A 24,738-nucleotide genomic window follows, 5' to 3' on the forward strand; every position below is an offset into this window, starting at 1 on the left:
TATTGCATGAATAAGTATATAGTAGGTTTGGTTCTTTTTGGATTGCTTTCTTGTTCGAATAAGGAAGAAGAGGTGAAGTTATTTTCTCTACTTCCTGCATCACAAACAGGGATAGATTTCAGGAATGAATTGGTTTCAACTGAAGAGATGAACATTCTTGAATATCTTTATTTTTATAATGGAGGTGGGGTTGCAGTTGGTGATGTCAACAATGATGGTTTGGTGGATATTTATTTCACCTCCAACCAGGGCGAAAACAAACTCTACCTCAACAAGGGGGATTTTCGATTTGAAGATATTACGTTGGCAGCTGGCGTGACAGGTGATGGTGGTTGGTCTACAGGGGTAACTATGGCAGATGTGAATGGAGATGGATTGCTTGATATTTATGTTTGTCAAGTGGGGGATTACAAAGGCCTTTCCGGGAAAAACAAACTTTATATCAACAATGGTGATTTGACTTTTACCGAACAGGGGGCAGAATTTGGTGTTGACTTTGTTGGGTTCTCTACCCATGCATTGTTTTTCGACTATGACCAGGATGGGGATTTGGATTTGTATCTGTTGAATCATTCCATCAAAAAACCGGAAGTGTTTACCCATGCAGATACAAAATTCTCTATTCAGGATGAAAAGGGAGGAGACAAACTTTATAAAAGTATGGTGTCCCAAGGCGAAAATAGAATGGTGGATACAACCGAAGAGTCAGGGATTTTATCAAGTAGCTTAGGTTTTGGCCTTGGAGTTGGTATTGGGGATGTAAATGGAGACGGTTGGCTGGATATCTATGTGTCAAATGACTTTACCGAAGATGATTACCTCTATATCAATCAGGCTGATGGGACTTTCAAGGAGTCTTTGAAAGACTATATCAGCAATACAAGTAGGTATAGCATGGGAAATGATATCAACGATATCGACAATGATGGCCTGCCGGATATTTTTACCACAGACATGCTTCCCGAAGATCCCGAAATTTGGATGAAATCTATCGGTGAGGATAAGCAGGAAGTGTATGATATCAAGAAAAAATTCGGCTATGGGGATCAATATGTCAGAAATCACCTGCAACTCAACCAGGGGAATCAGCGCTTTGCGGAGATAGGGCTTTTGAGCAATACGTTTGCCACAGACTGGAGCTGGTCCCCATTGATTTTCGACATGGACAATGACGGCCACAAAGACATCCATATCACAAATGGGATCGTAAAGCGCCCAAATGACTTGGATTTTGTACAATACAGTCAGTCTCCAAATCCCAACCTGACAGAAAATGAAGTCCAGAAAAGATTGATTGAGATGCTGCCAACAATGAAACTTTCAAATTATGCTTTCAGAAATGAAGGGGATTTGGGTTTTGGGGATATGTCAAGAACTTGGGGATTGGATCAGCTTTCCTATTCTTCTGGTTCTGCCTATGCTGACTTGAACAATGATGGAGCTTTGGACTTGATCGTCAACAATATCAATGATCAGGCATTTATTTATCAAAACAACACCAGTGAAATTACTGGGAATAACTTCATTCAAGTGGACTTGAAAGGGGATGGGAATAATGAATTTGGGATTGGGGCTGAGGTGACGGTTTATTCCGGGCGTGGGATTTCCCACCAATTGTTGAGTACTTCCAGGGGATTTCAATCCGGTTCTTCCACTACCTTGACTTTTGGTCTGGGCAAAAGGGATAAGGTTGATTCCCTTTCAGTTCGTTGGAATGCCACTGAAAGAGAGATTTTCTATGGAAAGGAAATCAATGAAAGACATACATTAGAAAAAGGGAAAGGAAAAAGTATTGTCCCGGACAAAATTGGTAAAATTGAGCCTTATACTTTGGTTGAATTAGACATTGATTGGGAGCACCAGGAAAATGTGGAGTTCGATGATATGCGTCGGGAATATTTGATTCCAAGGAAATATTCCACTGAGGGACCGGCATTGGCAATTGGCGATGTCAACAATGATGGTTTGGAAGATTTTTATCTGGGAGGAGCCAAAGGCCAAGCATCAGCCCTTTACTTGCAACAAGCAGATGGCACATTTGAACCACGGGAAAACCCAATCTTTGAAAAACTGAGTCCTGGGGAGGATGTGGTAGCAGAATTTATTGATTTGAATGGGAATGGCTATTTGGATCTGTATGTTGGTAGTGGGGGAAATGAAAGTCCACAAGGTCATTTTCATAATTTCGATAGGGTCTATCTGAATGATGGAAAGGGGAATTTGCATTTTTCCCCAAATTCACTGCCACCATTGGGGGAAAACACCTCGTCCATAGCACTCCATGATGTCAATGGCGATGGCGCTCCTGATATTTTTGTAACTTCCGCGGTAGTGACTGGCAATTATGGAGCAAAGCCCTACAGTTATCTTTTGATCAATGATGGCAAAGGGAGTTTCAAAGATGAGACAGTAAAATACTTTGGAAGGGACTTTCAAACAGGAATGCTTCAAAAAGCTTCCTGGATTGATGTGGATGGTGATGGGAAGAAAGAGCTTGTTATGGTTGGAGAGTGGAGTCCTGTTCTGGTATTCAAGCAAAAGAATGATCTTACATTTTACCCATTTCCCATAGGGAAGAATGCCGCAAAAGCAGGACTTTTCAATACAGTAAGTTCATTTGGGGAAAATGGAAATCAGCATTTGCTTCTGGGTAATTTGGGCTTAAACAGCAAGCTTAAAGCCAGTTCCGAAAAACCACTATGGCTATATCATCATGATTTTGACGGCAATGATCAGGAGGATCCGCTTATTTTTCAATACATGGGAGATAGGTTGGTTCCATTTGCATCGAGGGATGACCTGATGAAGCAGGTTCCATCGGTCAAGAAAAAGCATGCAAGCTACGTGGATTATGCCCAGATAAAGCATCCAGGAGACTTGTTTGATTCGAAGCAGCTCAATGATGCAGCCAAGTATCAAGTTGAAAATCTACAATCAGGTTTGTTGAAAAAAAATGCTTCCAGTGGGTATGACTTTGTTCCATTTCCAATAGAAGGGCAGTTTGCACCTATCAAGGATTTCTTTGTATGGGAAAAGGAAGGTAAAACACATATACTTTCAGTTGGAGGGTTTTATGGTTTTAGAAACGACCTGGGACGGGCAGATGCCATGCCGATGGCTTGTTTTATTTATGAAAATGGACAATTGAAATCCGAGGATTTGAATTTGGATTTTATGAAAATAAGAGGAGAATACAGGTCTTTAAAGCCAATTTTGATCCAAGGTGAGATACATATTCTTGCAGTGAGAAACAATGGGAAGCCTATCTTGCTCAAAGTGAATTAGAGTTGAATATGTTGTTGAATAAGTATTGGGGTTCGCATATTTCCCTTGGACTGTGTCCTCACAGTCCAAGCCCCTCTTGGTCCAATTGATTTCCAGTTGTCTGGATCACACAGCCCAAATTTGTTCTTGGTTTGTGTCCTTACACAGCAAATCCCCCTTGGCGCTGGTGTCCCCATCGACCAAAACTAGAAAGGTGTTTTGCCGCTTTAATGAGTATTTGTTAATTTTGAATATTATTTGAAAGTTCTGAAAATGAGATTATTAAAAAAAATACAATGTGCCACACTCCTGTTGGCTTTTCTGTATAGCTGCCAGCCAAATGATTATAGGGAAGTCATATCTGATGGTTCTTATCAGATAGCTGCCCAGGACAGGTTGACGGAAATTATCATCCATGATATTTTTTCACCTCCTGTGGCAAGCAGGATTTATGCCTATACTTCTATAGCTGCCTATGAAGTAGCGGCTTTGGATGATGAAGGGAACCATAAATCCCTGATGGGACAATTGAATGGATTTGAAAAAGCTGAATTTGAGATTTCGGAGGATGTTTACCTTCCATTGGCTTCTTTGGCGGCATATTATAAAGTAGGTACTGCCTTGATTTTTTCGGAAGAAATGATGCAGGAGCACAAAGAAAACACTTATAAAGAGCTAAAGTCCAAAGGTATTCCCAAGGAAGTTTTCGAAGCATCCATCGCTTTGGGGGACAACGTGGCAGACCATGTGATCAGTTATTCGAAAAAGGATAACTACCATCAAAGTAGGTCCTTTGAAAAATATACGATCAGCAGCGATCCAAATTCATGGCAACCTACCCCTCCGATGTATATGGAAGGCATAGAGCCTCATTGGAACAAAATAAGAACCTTTGTCCTAGAGTCTCCGGATCAATTCAAATCGGACCCCCCAACTGCGTTCAGTTCAGAGAAAGACAGTGATTTTTACCGGGAAGCTGAGGAAGTCTTCAATGTTGTCAAGAACTTGACAAAAGAGCAAAGTGATATAGCTTTTTTCTGGGATTGCAATCCATATAAAGTGAATGTGAAAGGACATGTAATGTTTGCCGAAAAGAAAATCACACCGGGAGGGCATTGGATGGGGATCGCTGCGATTTCATCCAAGACAGCGAAGCAAGATTGGAAAGGGACTGCAGAGACATTGGCCAAGACATCCATAGCGGTGTTTGACGGCTTTATTGCCTGTTGGGACGAAAAATACAAAAGTGTATTGATCCGGCCGGAAACCTATATCAATAAATACATAGATGAAGATTGGTTGCCAGTTTTGCAAACCCCACCTTTCCCAGAGTACACAAGTGGGCACAGTGTTATCAGCAATGCAGCGGCTGAGACATTGACGGGTTTGTTTGGAGATGGATTTCATTTTGTAGATTCCACAGAAGTTGCATTTGGCTTGCCAATAAGGGAATTTGATTCATTCAGAAAAGCGGCGGATGAAGCAGCTATCAGTAGGTTGTATGGAGGGATTCACTATATGCCAGCAATCGTCAACGGGGCTTCAGTAGGTAAGAAATTGGGACAGTTTTTATCCACAAAAATCATTACCAAAGAGGAAAATTTGGCTTCCAATTAATTTCTCCAAGCGTAAAAAATATAAATAGGCTGGATTTTGTAAGATTCAGCCTATTTTTGTGTTCTATAAACAAAATTAAAAATGGATATCGTCTTAAAATATTTCCCTGATCTTACCGAGAAGCAGATTGAACAATTGTCCCAATTGCAGGAATTGTATACTGATTGGAATGAGAAAATCAATGTGATCAGTAGAAAGGATACGGATCATTTTTATGAAAGACATGTGCTCCATGCGATGTCCATCGCCAAAGTGATGAAGTTCCAGCCTGGAACAAAAGTATTGGATATAGGTACAGGTGGTGGTTTCCCAGGAGTGCCATTGGCGATATTGTTTCCGGATACACATTTCCATTTGGTAGATTCCATCGGCAAAAAAATAACGGTGGTCAAAGACGTCGCCAAGAAACTGAAATTATCGAATATTGAAGCTCAACAAGTAAGGGCGGAAACTTTGGTCAGAAGATATGATTTTGTGGTCAGCCGCGCAGTGACCCGCTTCACCAATTTCTTTCCTTGGGTCAAAGGGAAATTTAAGAAAGAGGACTTCAACGAATTCCCAAATGGCATATTTTTACTCAAGGGAGGTGATGTAGATGAAGAAATGGAAGAAAGAAACGTTGGCTATGTAACCTATCATCTCAAAGATTACTTCAAGGAAGAGTTTTTCGACACCAAGAAAGTAGTCTATGTTCCTTGGGAAGGGAAGAGGTAGATTTTAGATGCAAGACATGAGATTTGAGACACCGAGACAAAAGAATCGATATAAGCTTCGCGATATAAATAGATAAAAGCCTTCGGCGATATATTTAGGGTCGAGTTCAAATGACGATTGTGATTACAAAAAGTGTCAAGTATTTTCAGGACGTGACAAAAGACCCAAAGAAGTTGGAAAATGAACAGTGTCTATAAATTTCAGTTCGAGATTTCTCTCTACGTTCGAAATGAACACCAAGTCACCTCGACAGCAGGAGAGGTCTCGTTCCGATTATGGTCAAAGAAGTGGGGAAATGAAAAGTGAATCAACACCATTTTTGACAGACATGGAATTACCAGGGAGTTAGACCCAATTAAAGAACCCGTCTAAATCTCCCAATCCCCTCCTTTCAATTTTGTGCCCTCCGTCCCTCTGCCCACTTTGCGAGAATCTCTCTCTAAATTTTCTCCGACAATTTCCGCCAAAACTTGCCTCCATCCATAGATGTTTGCTAACTTAGATTCCCCAATTTCAAGGAGATTTTATGTATATTATTTTTGATACCGAGACCACTGGATTACCAAGGAGTTATGACGCCCCAATGTCTGCCGATGACAATTGGCCCCGATTAGTCCAACTTGCCTGGCAGCTTCACGATGCCAAAGGAAAGCTGATTTCCAACAATAATTTCATTGTCAAGCCTGAAGGTTTTACTATTCCTTACAATGCCGAAAAAGTCCATGGGATCTCCACAGACAGGGCTATGAAGGAAGGCCATGATTTGGTCAAGGTATTGGAGATTTTTCATGAAGATGTAGTCAAAGCCAAATATCTGGTCGGGCATAATATCGGGTTCGATATCAATGTAGTGGGGTCTGAGTTTTTGAGAAAAGAGGTTCCAATGCAACTTCAGCAAATGAAGGAACTGGATACCAAGGATATTTCCACGGAATTCTGTGCTTTGCCCGGAGGTAGGGGAGGGAAATTCAAATGGCCAACACTTACTGAATTGCACAAAAAACTTTTTGGTGTAGGCTTCGAAGATGCGCATGATGCGGCATATGATGTTGCAGCCACTGCCAAATGTTTCTTTGGGCTGATAACCCAGAGAGTTCAGCCGCCTGTGACTGGAGTGGAAGTCTCGGAAGTGGTCTATGAAGAACCAAAGCTGGAAGCTGCTAATTTTGTTGATGCCAAGGATGAACAGAAATCAGCCGCCAAGGATGTGCTCCGTGCTGCTGGAAGAGCGGATATCTCAGATATGGTTGGGATGCCTTTTTCCCACCTCCATGTACATACCCAGTATTCTGTGCTTCAGGCGACATCAGAGATTCCGGCGATGATTTCCCTTGCCAAGGAAATGGGGATGCCGGCGATAGCCATGACCGATCATGGCAACATGATGGCAGCCTTCAACTTTGTGAAGGAAGCACTTGCAAAAGATATCAAACCTGTCATTGGTTGTGAATTCAACCTGACCAAGGATAGAAAGAACAAAAGCCAAAAAGATGATGGATACCAAACCGTTCTTTTGGCAAAAAATAAAGCAGGATATCACAATCTTGCCAAGCTTGCATCTTATGCAAACATTGAAGGATTCTACTATTTGCCTAGAATCGATAGGGAGGTTCTAATTGAATACAAAAAAGACTTGATCGCTACCACAGGGGGACTTTGGGGTGAGATCCCATTTTTGATCCTCAATGTAGGGGAGACACAGGCCGAGGAAGCCTTTGTGTGGTGGAAAGAGCAGTTTGGGGAAGATTTCTATGTTGAGCTAAACAGGCATGGTATACCTGAAGAGGAGAAAGTCAATGAAGTATTGCTTCGGTTTGCCGAAAAGTACGACGTTAAATATTTTGCTGCCAACAACACCTATTACAGTCAGAAAACAGATGCAAAAGCGCATGATATTCTGCTTTGTGTGAAAGATGGTGAGCAGGTATCGAAGCCCAAAAAATATATTGGGAAGCGGGGGAGGGAGTTTCGTTATGGATTCCCCAACGATGAATTCTATATCAAGAGTCCAGAAGAGATGAAGAAGCTCTTTGCAGATCTTCCCGAGGCGATTGCCTGTACCAATGAGATTGTTGACAAAATAGAGACCTATAAGCTCGCAAGGGAGGTTTTGCTTCCCAAGTTTGATATTCCAGAAGAATTCAAAGATGCTCGCGATGAGGAGGATGGGCAAAAGAGAGGTGAAAATGCATATCTAAGACATTTGACCTATGAAGGGGCAAAAATGCGGTACCCAGAACTTACCGAAGAAATCAAAGAAAGGCTCGATTTTGAGTTGGCGACAATCGAAAAAACAGGATATCCGGGTTACTTTTTGATTGTTCAGGACTTTATCGCTGCAGCTAGAGATATGGGGGTTTCTGTAGGGCCAGGCAGGGGTTCTGCCGCAGGTTCTGCGGTTGCTTACTGTACAGGTATCACAAACGTTGACCCGATTGCATATAACCTCCTTTTTGAGAGATTCCTAAATCCGGATAGGGTTTCACTGCCAGATATTGATATTGACTTTGATGATGAAGGTCGCCAGCGTGTAATTGATTATGTAATCAAAAAATATGGCTCCAAACAGGTAGCCCAGATTATCACCTATGGTACAATGGCGGCAAAGTCTGCTATTCGGGATACAGCGAGAGTTCTGAACCTCCCTCTTTCCGAAGCTGATAGATTGGCTAAGTTGGTGCCGGACATCAAATTGAAAGCACTTTTTGCCTTGTCAAAAGACAGGGCAAAACTGTCGGACAAGCTCAAAAATAATGGTGAGGATATCGGAAAAGCTGATGAACTCATCCGGATATCAAAGGGCAATGACGAATCCTCCAAAACGATCAACCAGGCGACCATGCTGGAAGGTTCTGTGAGAAACCTCGGGATCCATGCCTGCGGCGTGATCATTACTCCAGATGACATTACCAATTTCGTTCCTGTAGCATTGGCCAAAGACTCAGAGTTGGTGTGTACCCAGTTTGATAATGCGGTAGTAGAGAGTGCAGGTTTGCTCAAAATGGACTTCTTGGGATTGAAAACCCTGACTTTGATCAAAGATGCGGTGAAGATTGTCAAGGAAAGGCATGGAATCCAGTTGGATCCTGACAATTTCCCGATTGACGATGTGAAGACTTACGAGCTTTTTCAGCGGGGTGAGACGGTTGGTATATTCCAATATGAATCTGCAGGTATGCAGAAATATATGCGGGAATTGAAGCCTACTGTTTTTGCGGATTTGATTGCCATGAATGCACTGTACAGACCGGGACCATTGGCTTATATCCCTTCTTTTATCCAAAGAAAGCACGGGACTGAGGCGATTTCCTACGATTTGGAGGATATGAAGGAATACCTAGAGGAGACTTATGGTATTACAGTCTATCAGGAACAGGTGATGTTGCTTTCCCAAAAACTCGCTGATTTCACCAAAGGTGAGGCGGATGTATTGAGGAAGGCAATGGGTAAGAAGCAGAAAGATGTCTTGGATAAGATGAAGCCAAAGTTCATTGAACAAGCTGCATCCAAAGGGCATGATGCCAAAAAACTCGCAAAAATCTGGACTGATTGGGAGGCTTTTGCATCCTATGCCTTCAACAAATCCCACTCAACCTGTTATGCTTGGATAGCCTATCAGACAGCGTATCTCAAGGCACATTACCCAGCGGAGTATATGGCTTCTGTGTTGAGTAACAACATGAATGATATCACTCAGGTTACATTTTTTATGGAAGAATGTAGGCGAATGGGGATATCTGTATTGGGACCTGATGTGAATGAATCCAAAAGTGGCTTTACTGTAAACCAGGAAGGTAAAATCCGATTTGGATTGGCAGCCATCAAAGGTTCTGGTTCAGCAGCTGTACACTCGATCATCGAAGAGAGGGAAAAGTCTGGACCTTACCAGAATATTTTTGATTTTACCAAACGTGTAAATTCAAAAGCTGTCAATAAGAAAACATTGGAATCCCTTGCGATGGCCGGTGGGTTTGATTGCTTCCCTGAACACCATAGAAGGCAATATTTGGAATCCGTAGATGGTGATGGAACAGTTTTGGAAAAAGCGGTAAAATATGCCCAGAAAGTTCAGCAAGAAGCGGATAGCTCACAGGTAAGTTTGTTTGGTGGAGGAACTGGAATGGAAGTGCCAATGCCGAGCTTTACTCCTATTGAGCCATTCAGTCAGTTGCAGCAATTGAATATTGAGAAGGAAGTGGTTGGCCTTTATATTTCCGGTCATCCATTGGACCAATTCAAAATTGAGATAGAGGCCTTCACCAATACTCCTTTGCCAGAATTCAATAACATGGATGTGCTGCGCACCAAAGGGGATATCAAAACTGCCGGGTCTGTGTCAAGTTTTGCCCATAGGACTACCAAGACGGGTAAACCATTCGGCACCTTGACCATGGAAGATTATCATGGTGGACACACTTTCTTTATTTTCGGTGACGACTACGTGAAGTTCAAGGAGTACTTTATGACGGGTTGGTTTCTGTATATCACGGGATCGGTTCATCCCAATAAGTGGAAGGAAAATGAATTTGAATTCAAGATCAACAACATCACCTTGCTAGATGAAATCCGCGGCAAGATGATCAAAGGGCTTCGGGTGAATATTGACCTGGATGATTTGACTTTGGATTTGATGGAGAAGTTGGAGAAAATCACCCAAAAATATAGCGGTGAAGCAAAGCTGTTCATCAATGTCATAGACAGCAAAGAAAACATCACCCTAGACCTCATGTCTACCAAATTCAAAGTAGATCCATCCAACGAAATGATCCAAGAATTGGGAATGCTCCCTGAAGTGGTGTATCAGATTGTGTAGGAGGGTGATGATAGAACACGGATGATGCTGATGGTCACGGATAAAAAATCAGTACTATCTACGAGCTTCAAAAATATTTCCCGCAGATCTCGCAGATTACCGCAGAAGTTTTGGGGATTGGTTAAGTCTTAATTTCTGGTAAAGAATCAGCGGACATCGGTGCAATCAGCGGGCTAAGAAAAATTCTCCCGCAGATATCACAGATTACCGCAGAAGTTTGGGAGATTGGTTAAGACTTAATTTCTGGTAAAGAATCAGCGGACATCAGCGCAATCAGCGGGCTAAGAAAAATTCTCCCGCAGATCTCGCAGATTGCCGCAGAAGTTTGGGGGATTGGTTAAGCCTTAATTTCTGGTAAAGAATCAGCGGACATCAGCGGAATCAGCGGGCTAAGAAAAATATCTCCCGCAGATATCACAGATTACCGCAGAAGTTTGGGGGATTGGTTAAGTCTTAATTTCTGGTAAAGAATCAGCGGACATCAGCGCAATCAGCGGGCTAAGAAAAATATCTCCCGCAGATATCACAGATTACCGCAGAAGTTTGGGGGATTGGTTAAGACTTAATTTCTGGTAAAGAATCAGCGGACATCAGCGGAATCAGCGGGCTAAAAATATTTCCCGCAGATCTCGCAGATTGTCGCAGAAAAGGCATAGGTTGGTTTGATAACAAATTCCTAGAAATAAATCAGCTCAAATCTGCATAATCAGTGTTTTCTGTGTTCAATCAGATAGTGGAACGCTGATGACACGGATGATGCTGATGGTCACAGATAAAAAAATCAGCGAAAATCAGCGCAATCAGCGGGCTAAAATATTTCCCGCAGATATCACAGATTACCGCAGAAGAGGCATAGGTTGGTTTGATAACAAATTCCTAGAAATAAATCAGCGTAAATCCGCTCAATCAGTGTTATCCGCGTTCAATCATAAAAGTCCAAAAAGCTCTCAAACACCCAATCCACCACGGCGGACAAGCTCTTCTAACTTTCCAACATTATAACCTTCCAACCTCCTAGATATGCTTCTCCTTCCCCGAGGCGATCTCAAAAAGCAATTCCCTGGACCTGTGAAGTTGGGCTTTGACGGTGCCTAGGGGTTTGTCGAGTTCTTGGGCGATTTCGTCATAGGAGAGTTCCTGGAAGTAGCGGAGCTCTACCAATTTCCTGTATTTGGCAGGCAACTTATCTACGAATACCCTGACCATCTCGATTCTTTGGGATCTGATGAATTCATCTTGGGGATTGTTGTCATCATCTTCCACGTCGATGGTCACAGAATTCCCTCCATCATCACTCAGCGTGGTGTTCAAACTCATGGTTTTGAGCTTTTTCTTCCGGATAAAATCAATGGTGTTATTGGTGGCGATTCTAAAAAGCCAAGTGCTGAAAGTATAGTCTTTTTTGAACTTGTGGAGGTTTTTGAATGCTTTTGCGAAAGCTTCCATCGTCAAGTCTTCGGCATCATCCGCATCTCTGATCATTTTTAAGATCATGAAATAGACAGCTTTTTTGTAACGCTTCATCAGCGTGGCATATGCCTGCTGGTCTTTTTGGTCAACAGCCTGATCTATCAGGTCAAAATCCTCTAAAGCCTTGTTTGAAAAACCTCTTGTATTTACTTCCATCTAACTTTTTTTGATTGATACCCCAAAGTTCCCACAATCCAAAAATACCCCAGATAAATGACATCGAAAAGCGTTGTCCAATACACTTTGGTATTTCCTTCCATTTTTTTTCGCGCCGATGTGAATACCGAAGTTAGCAATATCGATCGGACAATAGTTATACCTATAATTAATGAAAATTGTTCCCAATTTTGGTTAAAGCCATGAAATATAGCCAAGGAAATGCCAATGCCCCAAAATAATAGATGGGAAAATGAGTAAAGTCCAATTTTCAATTTGTCTCTGCTGTGATAATATTTCCCAGCGTGAAAATGTCTCTTTTTTTGCAGGAAATAATTTTTCCAGGTAGATTTTGGTCGGGACAGGGTGATGCTTGAAGGGTCTAAGACTACTGCAGTATTTTTGCCATTTGCATATCTGTTGATAAAAAGGTCATCGTCACCGCACTCAATCTGCCAAAGATCTTTGAATGCCTTTTTCTCCATGAAGAAACCTCTTCTATAGCATAGATTTCTTCCCACACCCATAAACGGTGCCCCCCAAAGGGCAAAAGAAAAGTACAGTATCCCAGTCCACAAAGTCTCGAACTGAATCCACTTGTTTAACAATCCCGCATCTTTTTCATAAGGGGAGTAGCCCAGGGCAAATGTTTTTCCTTCTTCCCTGACTGGTGCAGTCATCAAACGGATCCATTGATCGGATTGTGGGATGCAGTCAGCGTCAGTCAGCAAAAGCACATCGTTTTTTGCGACTTTGATACCAAGGGTCAGGGCATATTTTTTAGACGTAACATGATCAGGGGTATATTTGACTGTGACAGTCCTAAGTTGGGGATATAGCGCCATCATTTTTTCCAAAAGAACCCTTGTTCCATCAAAGGACCTGTCATTGATGATCATGACGTCATAATTGGGGTAGTCTTGGCTGCAAAGGATTGGGATAAGTTTTTTCAGGTTGTTTTTTTCATTGTGTGATGCCACTACGATGGTTACACCTTCCGTTTTAGCACTATTATTCTTCTGGGTTCTGTTCCTGTTGGAATAGGAAAGTCTGCCAAAAACAAAAAGTATGTAGATCAATTGCACACCCAAGGCAACCAAAAACATTATCCACAAAATATCACTGATCATTCTTATGTGTTTAACTGGCAAATATAAAAGCAAATTCAGCATTCATTTAAGAATAAGCTTATATTTTTGTGTTTGAAATTTATAGAGAAGTAGCAAGGACTGTTTTTTGATGGTGTTGTTGCTTGAAAAAAAGATATGAAGTTTACATTAGAACATACAGATCCACAGAGTAAAGCACGGGCTGGAGTACTCAAAACGGATCATGGAGATATACAAACCCCGATTTTCATGCCTGTGGGGACTGCGGGGTCTGTCAAGGCTGTGCATCAAAGGGAGTTGACATATGATATCAAAGCCCAAATTATTTTGGGAAATACCTACCACCTTTATTTGAGGCCTGGACTGGGTGTGTTGGAGAAAGCCGGAGGATTACATAAATTCAATGGTTGGGAAAAACCAATTCTGACAGACAGTGGCGGTTATCAGGTTTTTTCATTGGCAGGCACACGAAAGATCACAGAAGAAGGGGTAGTGTTCAAATCCCATATTGATGGTTCCAAGCATATTTTTTCCCCAGAGGGGGTGATGGATATCCAAAGAAGCATTGGTGCTGACATCATTATGGCATTTGACGAATGCACCCCATATCCATGTGAGTTTGGATATGCCAGAAAATCAATGGAAATGACCCATCGTTGGCTCAAGCGTTGCATCGATAGATTTGATACCACCGAGGGAAAATATGGCTATAGCCAGACGCTTTTCCCGATCGTCCAGGGTTCTGTGTACAAAGATTTGCGAAAGCAATCTGCCGAGTTTATAGCCTCTTGTGATAGGGAAGGAAACGCCATCGGGGGATTGTCTGTAGGGGAACCAGCGGAAATGATGTACGAAATGACCGAAATGGTGACTGATATCCTACCCAAAGACAAGCCCAGATACTTGATGGGGGTAGGTACACCTGCAAATATTTTGGAATGTATTGCTTTGGGAGTAGATATGTTTGACTGTGTGATGCCTACGAGAAATGCAAGAAACGGAATGTTGTTCACTTCTGAGGGGATCATCAATATCAGGAACGAAAAGTGGAAAGAAGATTTCAGTTCTATAGACCCTGCGATCAATTCTTACGTAAGTAGTTTTTATTCCAAGGCATATTTGAGACATTTGACGATATCGAAAGAAATCCTAGCTGCCCAGATCGCCAGTATTCACAATTTGGCCTTCTATCTATGGTTGGTAGGTCAGGCGAGGGAGAAAATCAAGTCAGGTGAATTTTCTGCTTGGAAAGATCAAATGGTCAAAAAAGTCAGTACAAGATTGTAATTATGAAATTATTGGATAAACTCATCATCAAGGATTTTCTCAAGACCTACTTTTTTGTAGTCTTGATGTTGATTCTGATTGTTCTTGTTCTTGATTTTACAGAAAAAAATGATGCTTTTATCCGAAACAAAGTGCCGGCTTTGGAGATATTGAAGTACATGGCTAATTATGGGCTGTATTTGAATAACCTTCTCACGCCGATTACAGTCTTTATTTCAGTCATTTTTATCACCTCCAAAATGGCGGGGAGAACTGAGATTATTGCTATTTTGAGTTCAGGGACTAGTTTTATCCGGATGTTGGTTCCTTTTTTTACCGGGGCGGCATTGATCGGGGCAGCTTCCTTTTTACTCAATGGCTGGGTCTTGCCGGGGGCCACGGCTGGAGTTACCGAGTTTAAAACCAGGTACTTGGAAGAGACCAGGTTTTATAACGAAACCAATATCCATATCAAAGTAGCACCAGATGTGTATGCCTATATATCAAGATATTATCCCTCGGGAAATATGGGGTATAGTTTTACATTGGAGCAAATCAGGGATGGGGAATTGGTAGCCAAGTTGTCTGCCGACAGGATCGTCTGGGATACTTCAATCAATTCTTGGACAGTCAAAAACTGGAATATGAGGGTGCTGCATGATAAAGGGGAAGATTTTACAAAAGGGGAAAATCTTGACACTTTATTGTCGATCACTCCGGATGATTTTGACCTGCCATCCAATCACCATGAGACATTGAAGCTGCCTGAGCTCACCCGGCAGATCCAGGTCTTGGAAGACCGGGGGGCAGATAATGTGAATTATTATAAGATTGAACGCTATGTGAGGTATATGTCTCCCTTTGCCGCTATTATCTTGACTTTTATAGGTGTGATCGTCTCTTCCAAGAAGACGAGGGGTGGGTCTGGGTTTCAGATTGCCTTAGGTTTCATGTTGGCGTTTGTGTATATCATTCTTTTTCTGTTGTCTAGGACATTTGCAGAAGCAGGTACGGCTTATCCTATATTTGCTATTTGGCTTCCCAATTTGGTTTTTGCCGTGACTGGTTTGGTCTTGTACAAAACGGTGCCAAGATAAATATGCTTCAGAACTCTTCGGTCAAAGATTACCTGATGCTCCATTTCATCGTGTTGATTTGGAGTTTCACTGCTATTTTGGGTCTGCTGATCAGTATTCCTTCGGTAGAGATTGTCTTTTATAGGACGTTGATTGCGAGCGGGTTTCTTGGGATGGTGTTTCTTGTGAAAAAGCATAAAATCAGACTGTCGAATATTGAGCTCGCTAAAGTCATTGGGACAGGTTTTTTGATCAGTTTACATTGGATACTGTTCTTTTGGGCTGCCAGGGTTTCCACTGCATCTGTTTGCCTTGCCGGAATGGCAACTACATCACTTTGGACAGCTTTGATTGAGCCAATGGCCAACAGGTCCAAGATCAAGTGGTTTGAGATTTTGTTGGGCTTGATGGTGATTTCAGGGCTGTACGTGGTATTTAGCTTTGAAGGGGGGTATTGGCTAGGGTTGACCATGGCAGTGGCTTCAGCCTTGATTGCGGCAGTATTCACGGTGATCAATGGGCGGTTGACCAAGCGACATGCTCCTTATGTATTGACTTTTTATGAAATGCTTGGGGCTTGTTTCTTTTCAATATTGTTTATGCCGTTTTATTCCATGTTTTTTACAGGGGGAGTGGGACTTCAACTGATTCCACAAGCTTGGGATTGGTTCTGGTTATTCCTTTTGGGAGGGGTTTGTACTGTTTATGCATTTTCGGTGTCCGTTGAACTGATGCGCAGATTGACAGCTTTTGCCATCAATCTGACAGTGAATCTGGAGCCGGTCTATGGGATAGTACTGGCGGTTTTGATTTTCGGTGAAAAAGAGCAGATGACGCCAGGATTCTATTTGGGTACATTGATTATCTTGATCTCTGTACTACTTTATCCAGTTTTCAATTTTTTCAATCGAAGAAGGCAAGCAAAAAGGGTTTTGGGAATGAGATAGTTTTGTGGAATTGTAAAACATACAACACCACAATTTTTATTTTTAAAAAATTTCCTTGAGAATTTAAAAACCAAAACTAGATTATTCATTAAAAAGATTCTCTGTTGGGAAAACGTCTAAGTGGTGTTGGTCACTAATTTGACGATATTGAAGTATGTGACCTTTTTGATCAAAATTAATAAGGATGTTTTTTGCTTTCACTTTTTCGACTGTTTTTCTTGCTAAGTCAAATTTCATAAGCTCTGAATAGGATTGAATTTTTTGATTTGAATTTATCAACCTTTTTCTCAGCAGCAAGTAGAGAAAATTATTATCAACGTAAAAGTCATAGACTTCATCATTGAATGAAGCTAATTGTTCTTCTACTGACATCATAAAATACTCATTAGGTGAGTTATATTGCGGTGGTGCACTATAGGACAAATTGAATTCTTTGAAAAGTTCTAGATTGATAGCTTCTTTTACTTTATATTTTTTATCGAGTTCAATAAGTTTTTTATCATAAGGGTTTAGAATGTATAGGACATCATTAATATTTCTTACTAAACTATGTTTAGCAGGGTGATTTAGAACTTCTTCGTAAATTGTGGTGATTTTCTGATTTGATTTATTATAAGTAGTTAAGTTCAATAAATATTCATTTTGATCAGGATTATAGGTTGACAATCCTATATTGTTTTTGCCAAGATAAAATCCATCAATGATATTAATTGTGTTTTTTATCCGAAGTTTAATTAGGTCTGGATTTAAATGGAGGTCAGATTTGTTATAAATTTTTATTTGATTGGGATAAGATTGAAAAATTAATATTTCACTACCATGATCAATCATTCTTTTTGTCATTGCCCCAGTTACCATCAAAGAATTCCCATTAATACTTGTTTTCGTATTCTGTATATTATCAATTAAAGAATCTTTTTCATAGACATGGATTAAGCTTTTAAGGTCTTTTAGTAAATAAAATCTATCATTATCAAATATAGCTTCAATATCCCATGGACTCCTGATCTTTTCAATCTTGATAGTTTCATCTATTTTAACTGAATCTTTAGGGTTATTGCAACCAAAGATGATTAGTAAGTAAAATGCAAAGAGTATTGATAATTTAATTTTCGACATAAAATGGATTTTCTTGGAAATAAGGTTTCGATATATTCAAACTATCCCAAATAAAGTTGATATCATAATCTTTCATAAAGATGTGTGCATTTTTTCTATTTTTTGAAAGAATAACAATGAAGTACTCTGGACTCGTTGCTAGTTCAACTTGAATTTTTTCATGAATATCAGTATAACAGGATCGACATTTGTCTAAGTCAATAGCGATGATTCCTTTTGGAATTTCCTTGTTATAATATTTAGTTACTAATTGTTTTAAGTTAGCTTCTGTCTGAGAAGTATTGCATGATTTTAATGCGAAAGAGGAAATAGCCAGTAAAGCTACAATAGGAAGTTTGGAATTATTCGATAGAAAAAATATCATATTCAATAGAGTTTTCAGATAAATTAGGATTGTCAGGGTTGATTTTGGGTAGGTAAATTCCGTATTTATTGGCAATAATAACCCTCGGGTCATAAATCCCACCTTTAAATTTTGTCGAGCCAACAAATTCAGCATTATTTAAATTATATGTAAGTATTTCAAAATCTTGGATCAATGTTATAATCTTGTCTGAAAATAGAATCTCTTCAGGCTCGGGAAGAGGGAAAAATCTAATCCTATGAATATAATCGCCCTGTACTACAGTTTCTCCGTAAATATAGCTTTTTGCTCGAAGTACTAAAGATTCTTCATTGGTTGTTTTCTCATTTATTGGCGTAGCTGAAGTTTTTAAGCCTCCATTTGCAACGATTGATTTTTTGACAATTTCTCCAGAATCTCTTTCAAATATAAATATGCTGTCAGACATATGCCATGAGTAAATCCACTGTTCAGCATTAAGCTTTTTCCTAGCAAATGTTTGGCTTGCATATTGGGTATTGTTTTTATAGATTTCAGGTTTGGTAATTTCTTTATTTTCTGTGAATTTACCTGTTTTAAGGTCAAGTGTGTAATCAAAAACATACTTATCTGGAAAATAGTTGGTTTTTAAAGGAAATGTAGAGAAGTGCAATTTGTTGTCAAAGATATAACTAGGGGTGCTATTTGAACTGACATGATTTACTAAGCTTCCAACGTCTGAATCAAATTTATCTACTTTTAATCGATCAATAAACTCACCCTTTTCGTTTAAAATTATAGTTCCATTAAGAGTGAATTGAGGTAAAATATAAATGCTATCAGCATTATGGTAAATAAAGGAATACAACCTAGGAACCCCCTCGGGTCCTGATGGTTGAATTTTTAGACGACTTGTTAGTTTTTCCATCTCCAAATCATAAAAATCTAAGCTCGAGTTGACAACATTTAAAACAATCAATCTATTGTCAATCAAGTGGGTATTGAAAAACTCGTAACTTGAAAATTCATCAAGTGGAAGTTTGATGGTTTTTACTAATTTAAGAGTACCATCAAAAGGAGGTTGTTCGTTCGGTTTATCTCGCTGGTTACAACTAATAGTTAATAGAAAAAGAATAATATAATAAAGTGCTCTCATGTAAATATTTATTTAAATTAAGATATCCCTGGCCAAGTTATGACACTTTACAGGGATATCATTTCCTTTTTTAAGGATTCCAGTCATCATCACACACTAACTGAGGACAATTTGTCCCAGGGCCCATACAAGGAGTTGCATGGTCTTCGCTAAGCCTTTTGAAGTTGAAGGTAACACAGTCTCCCCCTCCGTCGCCAACAGATGAATCTTGCCCAAATGATGGACTCAAATAAAACCCAAATGAACCAACCAAGGCCATTGAAAATAATAATTTACGCATAATTGAAAATGGTTATGTGAAATATAAAAGTCCTTTGTGGACTGGCTTTAACCTAAAAGCTTTTTCAATATTATTATTATTATTATTATTATGTGCAAATTATTAAAATTAATTTTTTATAAAAATGATTAAAATAATGATGTTATTCAAATCCATATTTGTTAAGCTAAATTATTTCTTTGCGCCTCGGCGTAAATTCTTTGGGTTGACAAAGTAAAAAAAACAAATCCCAAAAGTCAGGGTTTTAATCCGTGACCATCCGCCCGATCGGTGTTGTCAGCGTTCCATCCAAAATAGATAGAAAGTGAAATTGTTCCAGAGCTATAATAAATAAGCCAAGTTTGATAGGAATGATAGTATCAACGGTTAATATGTTTGGTAAAATCCTTAAGCCACAAACAATTGATCTCAAGAAAAAGCAAAATTATTCTTAGCTACATGGTAGTAATATCTTCTAAAGTTGCCAATGCCATTTGCAGTTCTTTATCGGAAATTTCCCCGGTTTTTTCCACCAAGCGTTCTTTTGAAATGGGACGGATATGAAAAACCATCATTTCCTCAGGTTGTTAGTAGCGTCAGGGATTAAAATGGGGTTGCCTTGATAATTTTTTATTTTGGAAGTCATAAATAAACGTGTTTGAATATCAAAGATGATTTGAATTACATCACCCCCGCAAAAACAAAATATCCCTCTTCCCAAATGCCCTTGTTTGGTTTTTCATCAAAGAGTCCAAAAACAGTAGATCCAGAACCTGACATGGCTGCATAAAAAGCACCCATTTCATAGAGTTTGGATTTGATAGCTGCAATCTCTGGATATTTGGGGAAGATGCTTGCTTCAAAATCATTGACCAATTCACCCTTCCATCTTGACCTGTCGGCAAGGACTTCGGATAGGTTAACCTTCGGTGCTTCTGGGGTTACACCGGCATACGCTTCTTTTGTCCCAATGTGGATATTTGGGTTGATCAATAAAAGGTGTTTGCCTTTAAGGTCAATGTTCACTGGTTCAAGGATCTCGCCTCTTCCTGTAGCGATCTTTGGCGTGTTCTCTACGAAAAATGCACAGTCACTACCCAATTGCGCAGCATAGTCCTCCAAAAACCAATCTTCAAGTAGCAAATCAAAAAGATTGTTCATCATGCTCAATGCAAAAGCAGCATCAGCAGAACCTCCTCCAAGTCCTGCACCCATGGGGATGTTTTTGTGCAGATGAATGCTCACATGTGGCAATTCGTTGAAGTCTTTGCGTAGGATTTTGAATGCCTTTAGGATAAGATTGTCTTTTTCTGAACCGGGAATTGCCAGTCCTGTACTTGAGAATGAGGTTTTCTTGTCCAAGATCATCTCAAGCGCATCATACAGGGGGATAGGTACCATGCAGGTTTCTATATCGTGATATCCGTCTTTTCTTTTGGCCAATATATGTAGGCCAAGATTGATTTTTGCGTTTGGGAAACTGATCATGCCCCGAATTTATGCATTAGTGGTGAAATAATTAATCCAAAAAGAGAAACTTTCGAAACCATTTGTTTTACAGGTGGTTATTATTCAAGGATACATTTGATGGTATTTCAATAAGTTTGTGTATTCTTTGTCTTAAATAATCAATAAGGATTTTTTATTTATAAAAAAATCAAAAAAAATTACTTTTTATTAACACTTAGTGAATCCGTGATTTTGTTTTGAAAAATTAAATAAATTTTGAAAAATAAGTATAATATTCTGATATGATCAAAAAAAATGCAGATTAATTTTTTCAAAAATCTCAATGACCGTATTTAAAATTTATATGCACAATAAAAAAAGAATTAAAATATTGTAAGTGTGGAAATAGAGGTTTAATATTGTACCACAAATTCGAAACAAAAAGTATTAACCATAACCACATGTTTAAATCAGTCAGCCTTATTGGAATTATTATTCTCATCATTGAAAAACAATGAGGCGCTAGACTATATAAATTAAACAACCATATAATTCTAGGTGCCTCATCCAAGTGGGGCACTTTTTTTTATACAAGCTTATTAAATAAACCTATTGAACCATGAGTTTGAAGAAATACAGTTGGGAAATCAGCCAGAATGAAGAGCATCCTGCAGGCAAGGCCATGTTATATGCCACTGGGTTGACTGATAAAAAGATGAACCAACCCTTTGTGGGTGTTGCCAGTTGTGGTTACGAGAGTAATCCCTGCAATATGCACCTCAACGACTTCGCCGGTCTGATCAAAGCCTCCTCCCAAGAGCATGATCTGACCGGTTTAGTATTTAATACCATTGGTATTTCTGATGGTACTACTATGGGGACATTGGGGATGCGTTACTCTTTGGTATCCAGGGAGATTATCGCTGATTCAATAGAGTCTTTTATAATAGGCCATTCTTTTGATGGCTGTATAGCTGTGGCAGGCTGTGACAAAAATATGCCTGGGGCATTGATGGGAATGATTCGTACCAATAGACCTTCGATCCTTGTATATGGTGGCACCATTGCCTCCGGCAACTATAAAGGGGAGAAACTGAATATCGTTTCAGCCTTTGAGGCTTTTGGAAAACGTGTCAATGGAAATATCACAGACGCAGATTACGATGGTGTCATCAGAAATGCTTGTCCCGGCAAGGGTGCTTGTGGTGGGATGTACACCGCCAATACCATGTCCTCTGCCATAGAGGCGATGGGGATGTCACTGCCTTACTCGGCATCTTACCCTGCAAATTCACCTGAGAAATTGAGGGAATGCCATGAGGTAAACAAATTTATGAAGATACTGCTTGAGAAAGACATCAAGCCTAGTGATATTATCACCAAAAAGAGTTTGGAGAATGCCGTTACAGTGACTATCGCATTGGGCGGAAGTACCAATGCTGTGATGCACATTATCGCGATAGCGAGGACTGCGGGCATAGATTTCACCATCGAAGATTTCAAGGCCATCAATGCCAAGACACCTATGATCGGGGATTTCAAGCCTTCTGGAAAATATATGATGGAAGATCTGCATGAGCAAGGTGGTCTTCCCGCATTCATGAAGTATATGTTGCAGAAAGGCTTTCTTCATGGAGATTGTCTTACCGTAACAGGAAAGACACTTGCCGAAAACCTTGAAAACATAGAAGCAATTACCCCTTCATTGGTCAATGTAATCCATCCTATCGAGCAGCCTATCAAAGCGACTGGACACCTGTGTATATTGAATGGCAATTTGGCACCTGATGGGGCGGTTGCAAAAATCACAGGCAAGGAGGGTAGCTCCTTTACCGGACCTGCTAGGGTATTTGATTCGGAACAGGAAGCCAATGATGCGATCCGTGACCATAAAGTACAAAAAGGAGAAGTTCTTGTGATTAGGAATATAGGGCCTAAAGGAGGTCCTGGTATGCCGGAAATGCTCAAGCCAACATCGATGATTATTGGTGCAGGTTTGGGATCGGATGTCGCATTGATTACTGATGGCAGATTCTCTGGTGGCACCCACGGGTTTGTAGTCGGCCATGTTACACCAGAAGCATATCTTGGAGGCCCAATTGGCCTGTTGAAAGACGGGGACTTGGTCACCATAGATGCAGACAAATTGGAGTTGATCTGTAATGTGAGCGAAGAAGAGTTTGCAGAAAGGAAGAAAGTTTGGAAAAAGAAAGATCTCGTAGGTCTTCAAGGTACTTTAAAAAAATACAATATATTGGTTTCCACGGCTTCAGAAGGTTGTGTAACTGACAAACAATAAAATCCAACACCATGATAAGAGGAGCAGATATCGTAGTGAGATCATTGATTGCCGAAAACGCCAAGCATATTTTCGGATATCCAGGTGGTGCAATCATGCCTGTGTATGATGCACTTTATGATTATAGTGATCAGATCAGGCACGTTTTGACACGTCACGAGCAAGGCGCAATTCACGCCGCTCAAGGATATGCGCGCGTCTCGGGTCAGGTAGGGGTAGCACTGGCGACTTCTGGTCCAGGGGCAACCAACCTTATAACAGGGCTTGCTGATGCCATGATAGACAGTACACCTTTAGTCTGCATCACGGGCCAGGTAGCTGCACACCTATTGGGAACGGATGCATTTCAAGAGACTGATGTAGTGGGGATCTCCATGCCAGTGACCAAATGGAATATACAGGTAAGAAGGGTGGAGGAAATCGCCCCAGCTATCGCAAAGGGTTTCCATATTGCAAGATCAGGCCGTCCGGGACCAGTATTGATTGATATTACAAAAAATGCACAGACAGAGGCTGGAGAGTTCAATTATGTGCCTTGTTTGAGCATTAGGTCTTACAGGCCATACTTTCAAGTCAAAATGGATGCGGTGCAAAAAGCAGCTGAATTGATCAACAATGCAAAACGCCCATATGTTTTGTACGGTCAAGGTGTGGTGATTGGGCAAGCGGAAGAAGAATTGAAAGCATTTTTGGATAAAACCGGAATACCCGCAGCCTGTACCCTGTTGGGTTCTGGGGCTCTTTCTGAAGAACACCCATCCTATGTGGGAAAACTGGGAATGCACGGCAATTATGCATCAAATATCCTCACCAACCAGTGCGATGTTTTGATCGCAGTAGGGATGCGGTTTGATGACCGTGTCACAGGTGATCTCAAAAGATATGCAAAGCAGGCGAAGGTGGTCCATTTGGAATTGGATCCATCAGAGATCAATAAGAATGTATTCGCAGATGCTCCTGTTTTGGGTGACTGTAAGCATAGTCTGGCCATGTTGGCCAAGGCGGTGGACGCAAATAGCCATCCAGAATGGATGTCTAAATTCAAGGAGTTGGAGCTGCTGGAAAAAGAAGCTGTGATTGCCAATGATTTGTCCCCAACCAAAGCAGGCCTTACCATGGGAGAGGTGATTAGGTTTATCAATCAGTATAAAGCTGATGATGCCGTATTGGTCACGGACGTAGGACAGCATCAGATGATCGCCTGGAGGTATTTTGACTACAAGACTTCCAAAACACAAGTTACTTCTGGTGGATTGGGAACGATGGGATTTGCCCTTCCGGCAGCATTGGGGGCGCAAATGTATGATTACAGTCGTCAGGTGATCTGTGTGGTAGGTGATGGAGGCATCCAGATGACTATCCAGGAATTAGGAACTATCATGCAGACCAAAGCTCCTGTGAAAGTGGTGTTGTTGAATAATAATTTCCTGGGAATGGTGAGACAATGGCAGCAGATGTTCTTCGACAGAAGGTATTCATTTACCGAATTGGATAATCCTGATTTCATCAAATTGGCAGAAGCATATGATATCAAAGCTACCAAGGTTTCCGAAAGGGATGGCTTGAGTGAGGCCGTGGCAGATATGCTGTTGCATGACGGGCCATATTTCTTGGAGGTGGTAGTAGAAAAAGAAGACAATGTATTCCCGATGATCGCAACAGGATGTTCGGTAGAAGAGGTAAGACTAAGCTAAATCCAATT

General features: G+C 40.5%; 16 protein-coding genes. 9 read left to right on the plus strand and 7 right to left on the minus strand.

Going from position 1 to position 24,738, the window contains the following annotated elements:
- Positions 1-6 precede the first annotated feature (6 nt).
- From ACFSKL_RS00260 to dnaE, 4 genes are all read left to right on the plus strand, one after another.
- The gene (locus ACFSKL_RS00260) at positions 7-3,285 is read left to right on the plus strand and encodes a VCBS repeat-containing protein (RefSeq protein ID WP_376882208.1); all 3,279 of its coding nucleotides are present in this window, start codon (positions 7-9) and stop codon (positions 3,283-3,285) included.
- 252 nt (positions 3,286-3,537) lie between these two features.
- On the plus strand, positions 3,538-4,881 hold the full coding sequence (locus ACFSKL_RS00265; protein ID WP_376882211.1) for a vanadium-dependent haloperoxidase: 1,344 nt from the start codon (positions 3,538-3,540) through the stop codon (positions 4,879-4,881).
- A gap of 81 nt (positions 4,882-4,962) precedes the next feature.
- Positions 4,963-5,595, plus strand: a complete 633-nt coding sequence (gene rsmG, locus ACFSKL_RS00270) for a 16S rRNA (guanine(527)-N(7))-methyltransferase RsmG (protein WP_376882214.1) — start codon at positions 4,963-4,965, stop codon at positions 5,593-5,595.
- A gap of 526 nt (positions 5,596-6,121) precedes the next feature.
- Entirely contained in the window at positions 6,122-10,408 is a 4,287-nt protein-coding gene (gene dnaE, locus ACFSKL_RS00275) for a DNA polymerase III subunit alpha (protein ID WP_376882216.1), read from the plus strand.
- A gap of 1,014 nt (positions 10,409-11,422) precedes the next feature.
- Here the strand turns inward: dnaE and ACFSKL_RS00280 are convergent.
- Both ACFSKL_RS00280 and ACFSKL_RS00285 read right to left on the minus strand, forming a co-directional pair.
- Positions 11,423-12,034 carry an RNA polymerase sigma factor gene (locus ACFSKL_RS00280; RefSeq protein ID WP_241275550.1) on the minus strand — a complete coding sequence of 204 codons (612 nt, stop codon included), beginning with the start codon at positions 12,032-12,034 and terminating at the stop codon, positions 11,423-11,425.
- A complete protein-coding gene (locus ACFSKL_RS00285; protein WP_376882218.1) occupies positions 12,025-13,164 on the minus strand; it encodes a glycosyltransferase in 1,140 nt (379 codons plus the stop codon). The genes ACFSKL_RS00280 and ACFSKL_RS00285 overlap by 10 nt, the downstream gene beginning before the upstream one ends.
- A gap of 135 nt (positions 13,165-13,299) precedes the next feature.
- Here ACFSKL_RS00285 and tgt point away from each other — a divergent pair, with 135 nt between their 5' ends.
- Genes tgt through ACFSKL_RS00300 form a run of 3 tightly spaced genes read left to right on the plus strand, consistent with a single transcriptional unit; the run spans position 13,300 to position 16,432 of the window.
- A complete protein-coding gene (gene tgt / locus ACFSKL_RS00290) occupies positions 13,300-14,430 on the plus strand; it encodes a tRNA guanosine(34) transglycosylase Tgt (protein WP_376882221.1) in 1,131 nt (376 codons plus the stop codon).
- 2 nt (positions 14,431-14,432) lie between these two features.
- On the plus strand, positions 14,433-15,506 hold the full coding sequence (locus tag ACFSKL_RS00295; protein WP_376882224.1) for an LptF/LptG family permease: 1,074 nt from the start codon (positions 14,433-14,435) through the stop codon (positions 15,504-15,506).
- Positions 15,507-15,508: 2 nt separating this feature from the next.
- Entirely contained in the window at positions 15,509-16,432 is a 924-nt protein-coding gene (locus tag ACFSKL_RS00300) for a DMT family transporter (RefSeq protein ID WP_376882226.1), read from the plus strand.
- An 81-nt stretch (positions 16,433-16,513) separates the two neighbouring features.
- On the opposite strand, the gene ACFSKL_RS00305 is transcribed toward ACFSKL_RS00300, so the two are convergent.
- From ACFSKL_RS00305 to ispE, 5 genes are all read right to left on the minus strand, one after another.
- Positions 16,514-17,551, minus strand: coding sequence for a hypothetical protein (locus ACFSKL_RS00305; protein ID WP_376882228.1), 1,038 nt, complete (start codon positions 17,549-17,551; stop codon positions 16,514-16,516).
- Positions 17,538-17,915, minus strand: a complete 378-nt coding sequence (locus tag ACFSKL_RS00310; protein WP_376882231.1) for a hypothetical protein — start codon at positions 17,913-17,915, stop codon at positions 17,538-17,540. Before ACFSKL_RS00310 ends, ACFSKL_RS00305 begins: the two co-directional genes overlap by 14 nt.
- Positions 17,893-19,029, minus strand: a complete 1,137-nt coding sequence (locus ACFSKL_RS00315) for a DUF4221 family protein (RefSeq protein ID WP_376882234.1) — start codon at positions 19,027-19,029, stop codon at positions 17,893-17,895. The genes ACFSKL_RS00310 and ACFSKL_RS00315 overlap by 23 nt, the downstream gene beginning before the upstream one ends.
- 70 nt (positions 19,030-19,099) lie before the next feature.
- Entirely contained in the window at positions 19,100-19,309 is a 210-nt protein-coding gene (locus tag ACFSKL_RS00320) for a hypothetical protein (RefSeq protein ID WP_376882236.1), read from the minus strand.
- Between the two features lie 660 nt (positions 19,310-19,969).
- Positions 19,970-20,776 (minus strand): 4-(cytidine 5'-diphospho)-2-C-methyl-D-erythritol kinase, encoded by an 807-nt coding sequence (gene ispE / locus ACFSKL_RS00325; RefSeq protein WP_376882238.1) that lies wholly within the window; start codon positions 20,774-20,776, stop codon positions 19,970-19,972.
- Between the two features lie 580 nt (positions 20,777-21,356).
- On the opposite strand from ispE, the gene ilvD reads away from it, so the two are divergent.
- Together ilvD and ilvB are read left to right on the plus strand one after the other, a co-directional pair.
- Positions 21,357-23,036, plus strand: coding sequence for a dihydroxy-acid dehydratase (gene ilvD, locus ACFSKL_RS00330; protein ID WP_376882241.1), 1,680 nt, complete (start codon positions 21,357-21,359; stop codon positions 23,034-23,036).
- A gap of 11 nt (positions 23,037-23,047) precedes the next feature.
- Positions 23,048-24,730 carry a biosynthetic-type acetolactate synthase large subunit gene (gene ilvB, locus ACFSKL_RS00335; protein ID WP_376882243.1) on the plus strand — a complete coding sequence of 561 codons (1,683 nt, stop codon included), beginning with the start codon at positions 23,048-23,050 and terminating at the stop codon, positions 24,728-24,730.
- The last annotated feature ends 8 nt before the right edge of the window (positions 24,731-24,738 follow it).

This window comes from Belliella marina, assembly GCF_042682445.1.
Taxonomy (GTDB): Bacteria; Bacteroidota; Bacteroidia; order Cytophagales; family Cyclobacteriaceae; genus Belliella; species Belliella marina.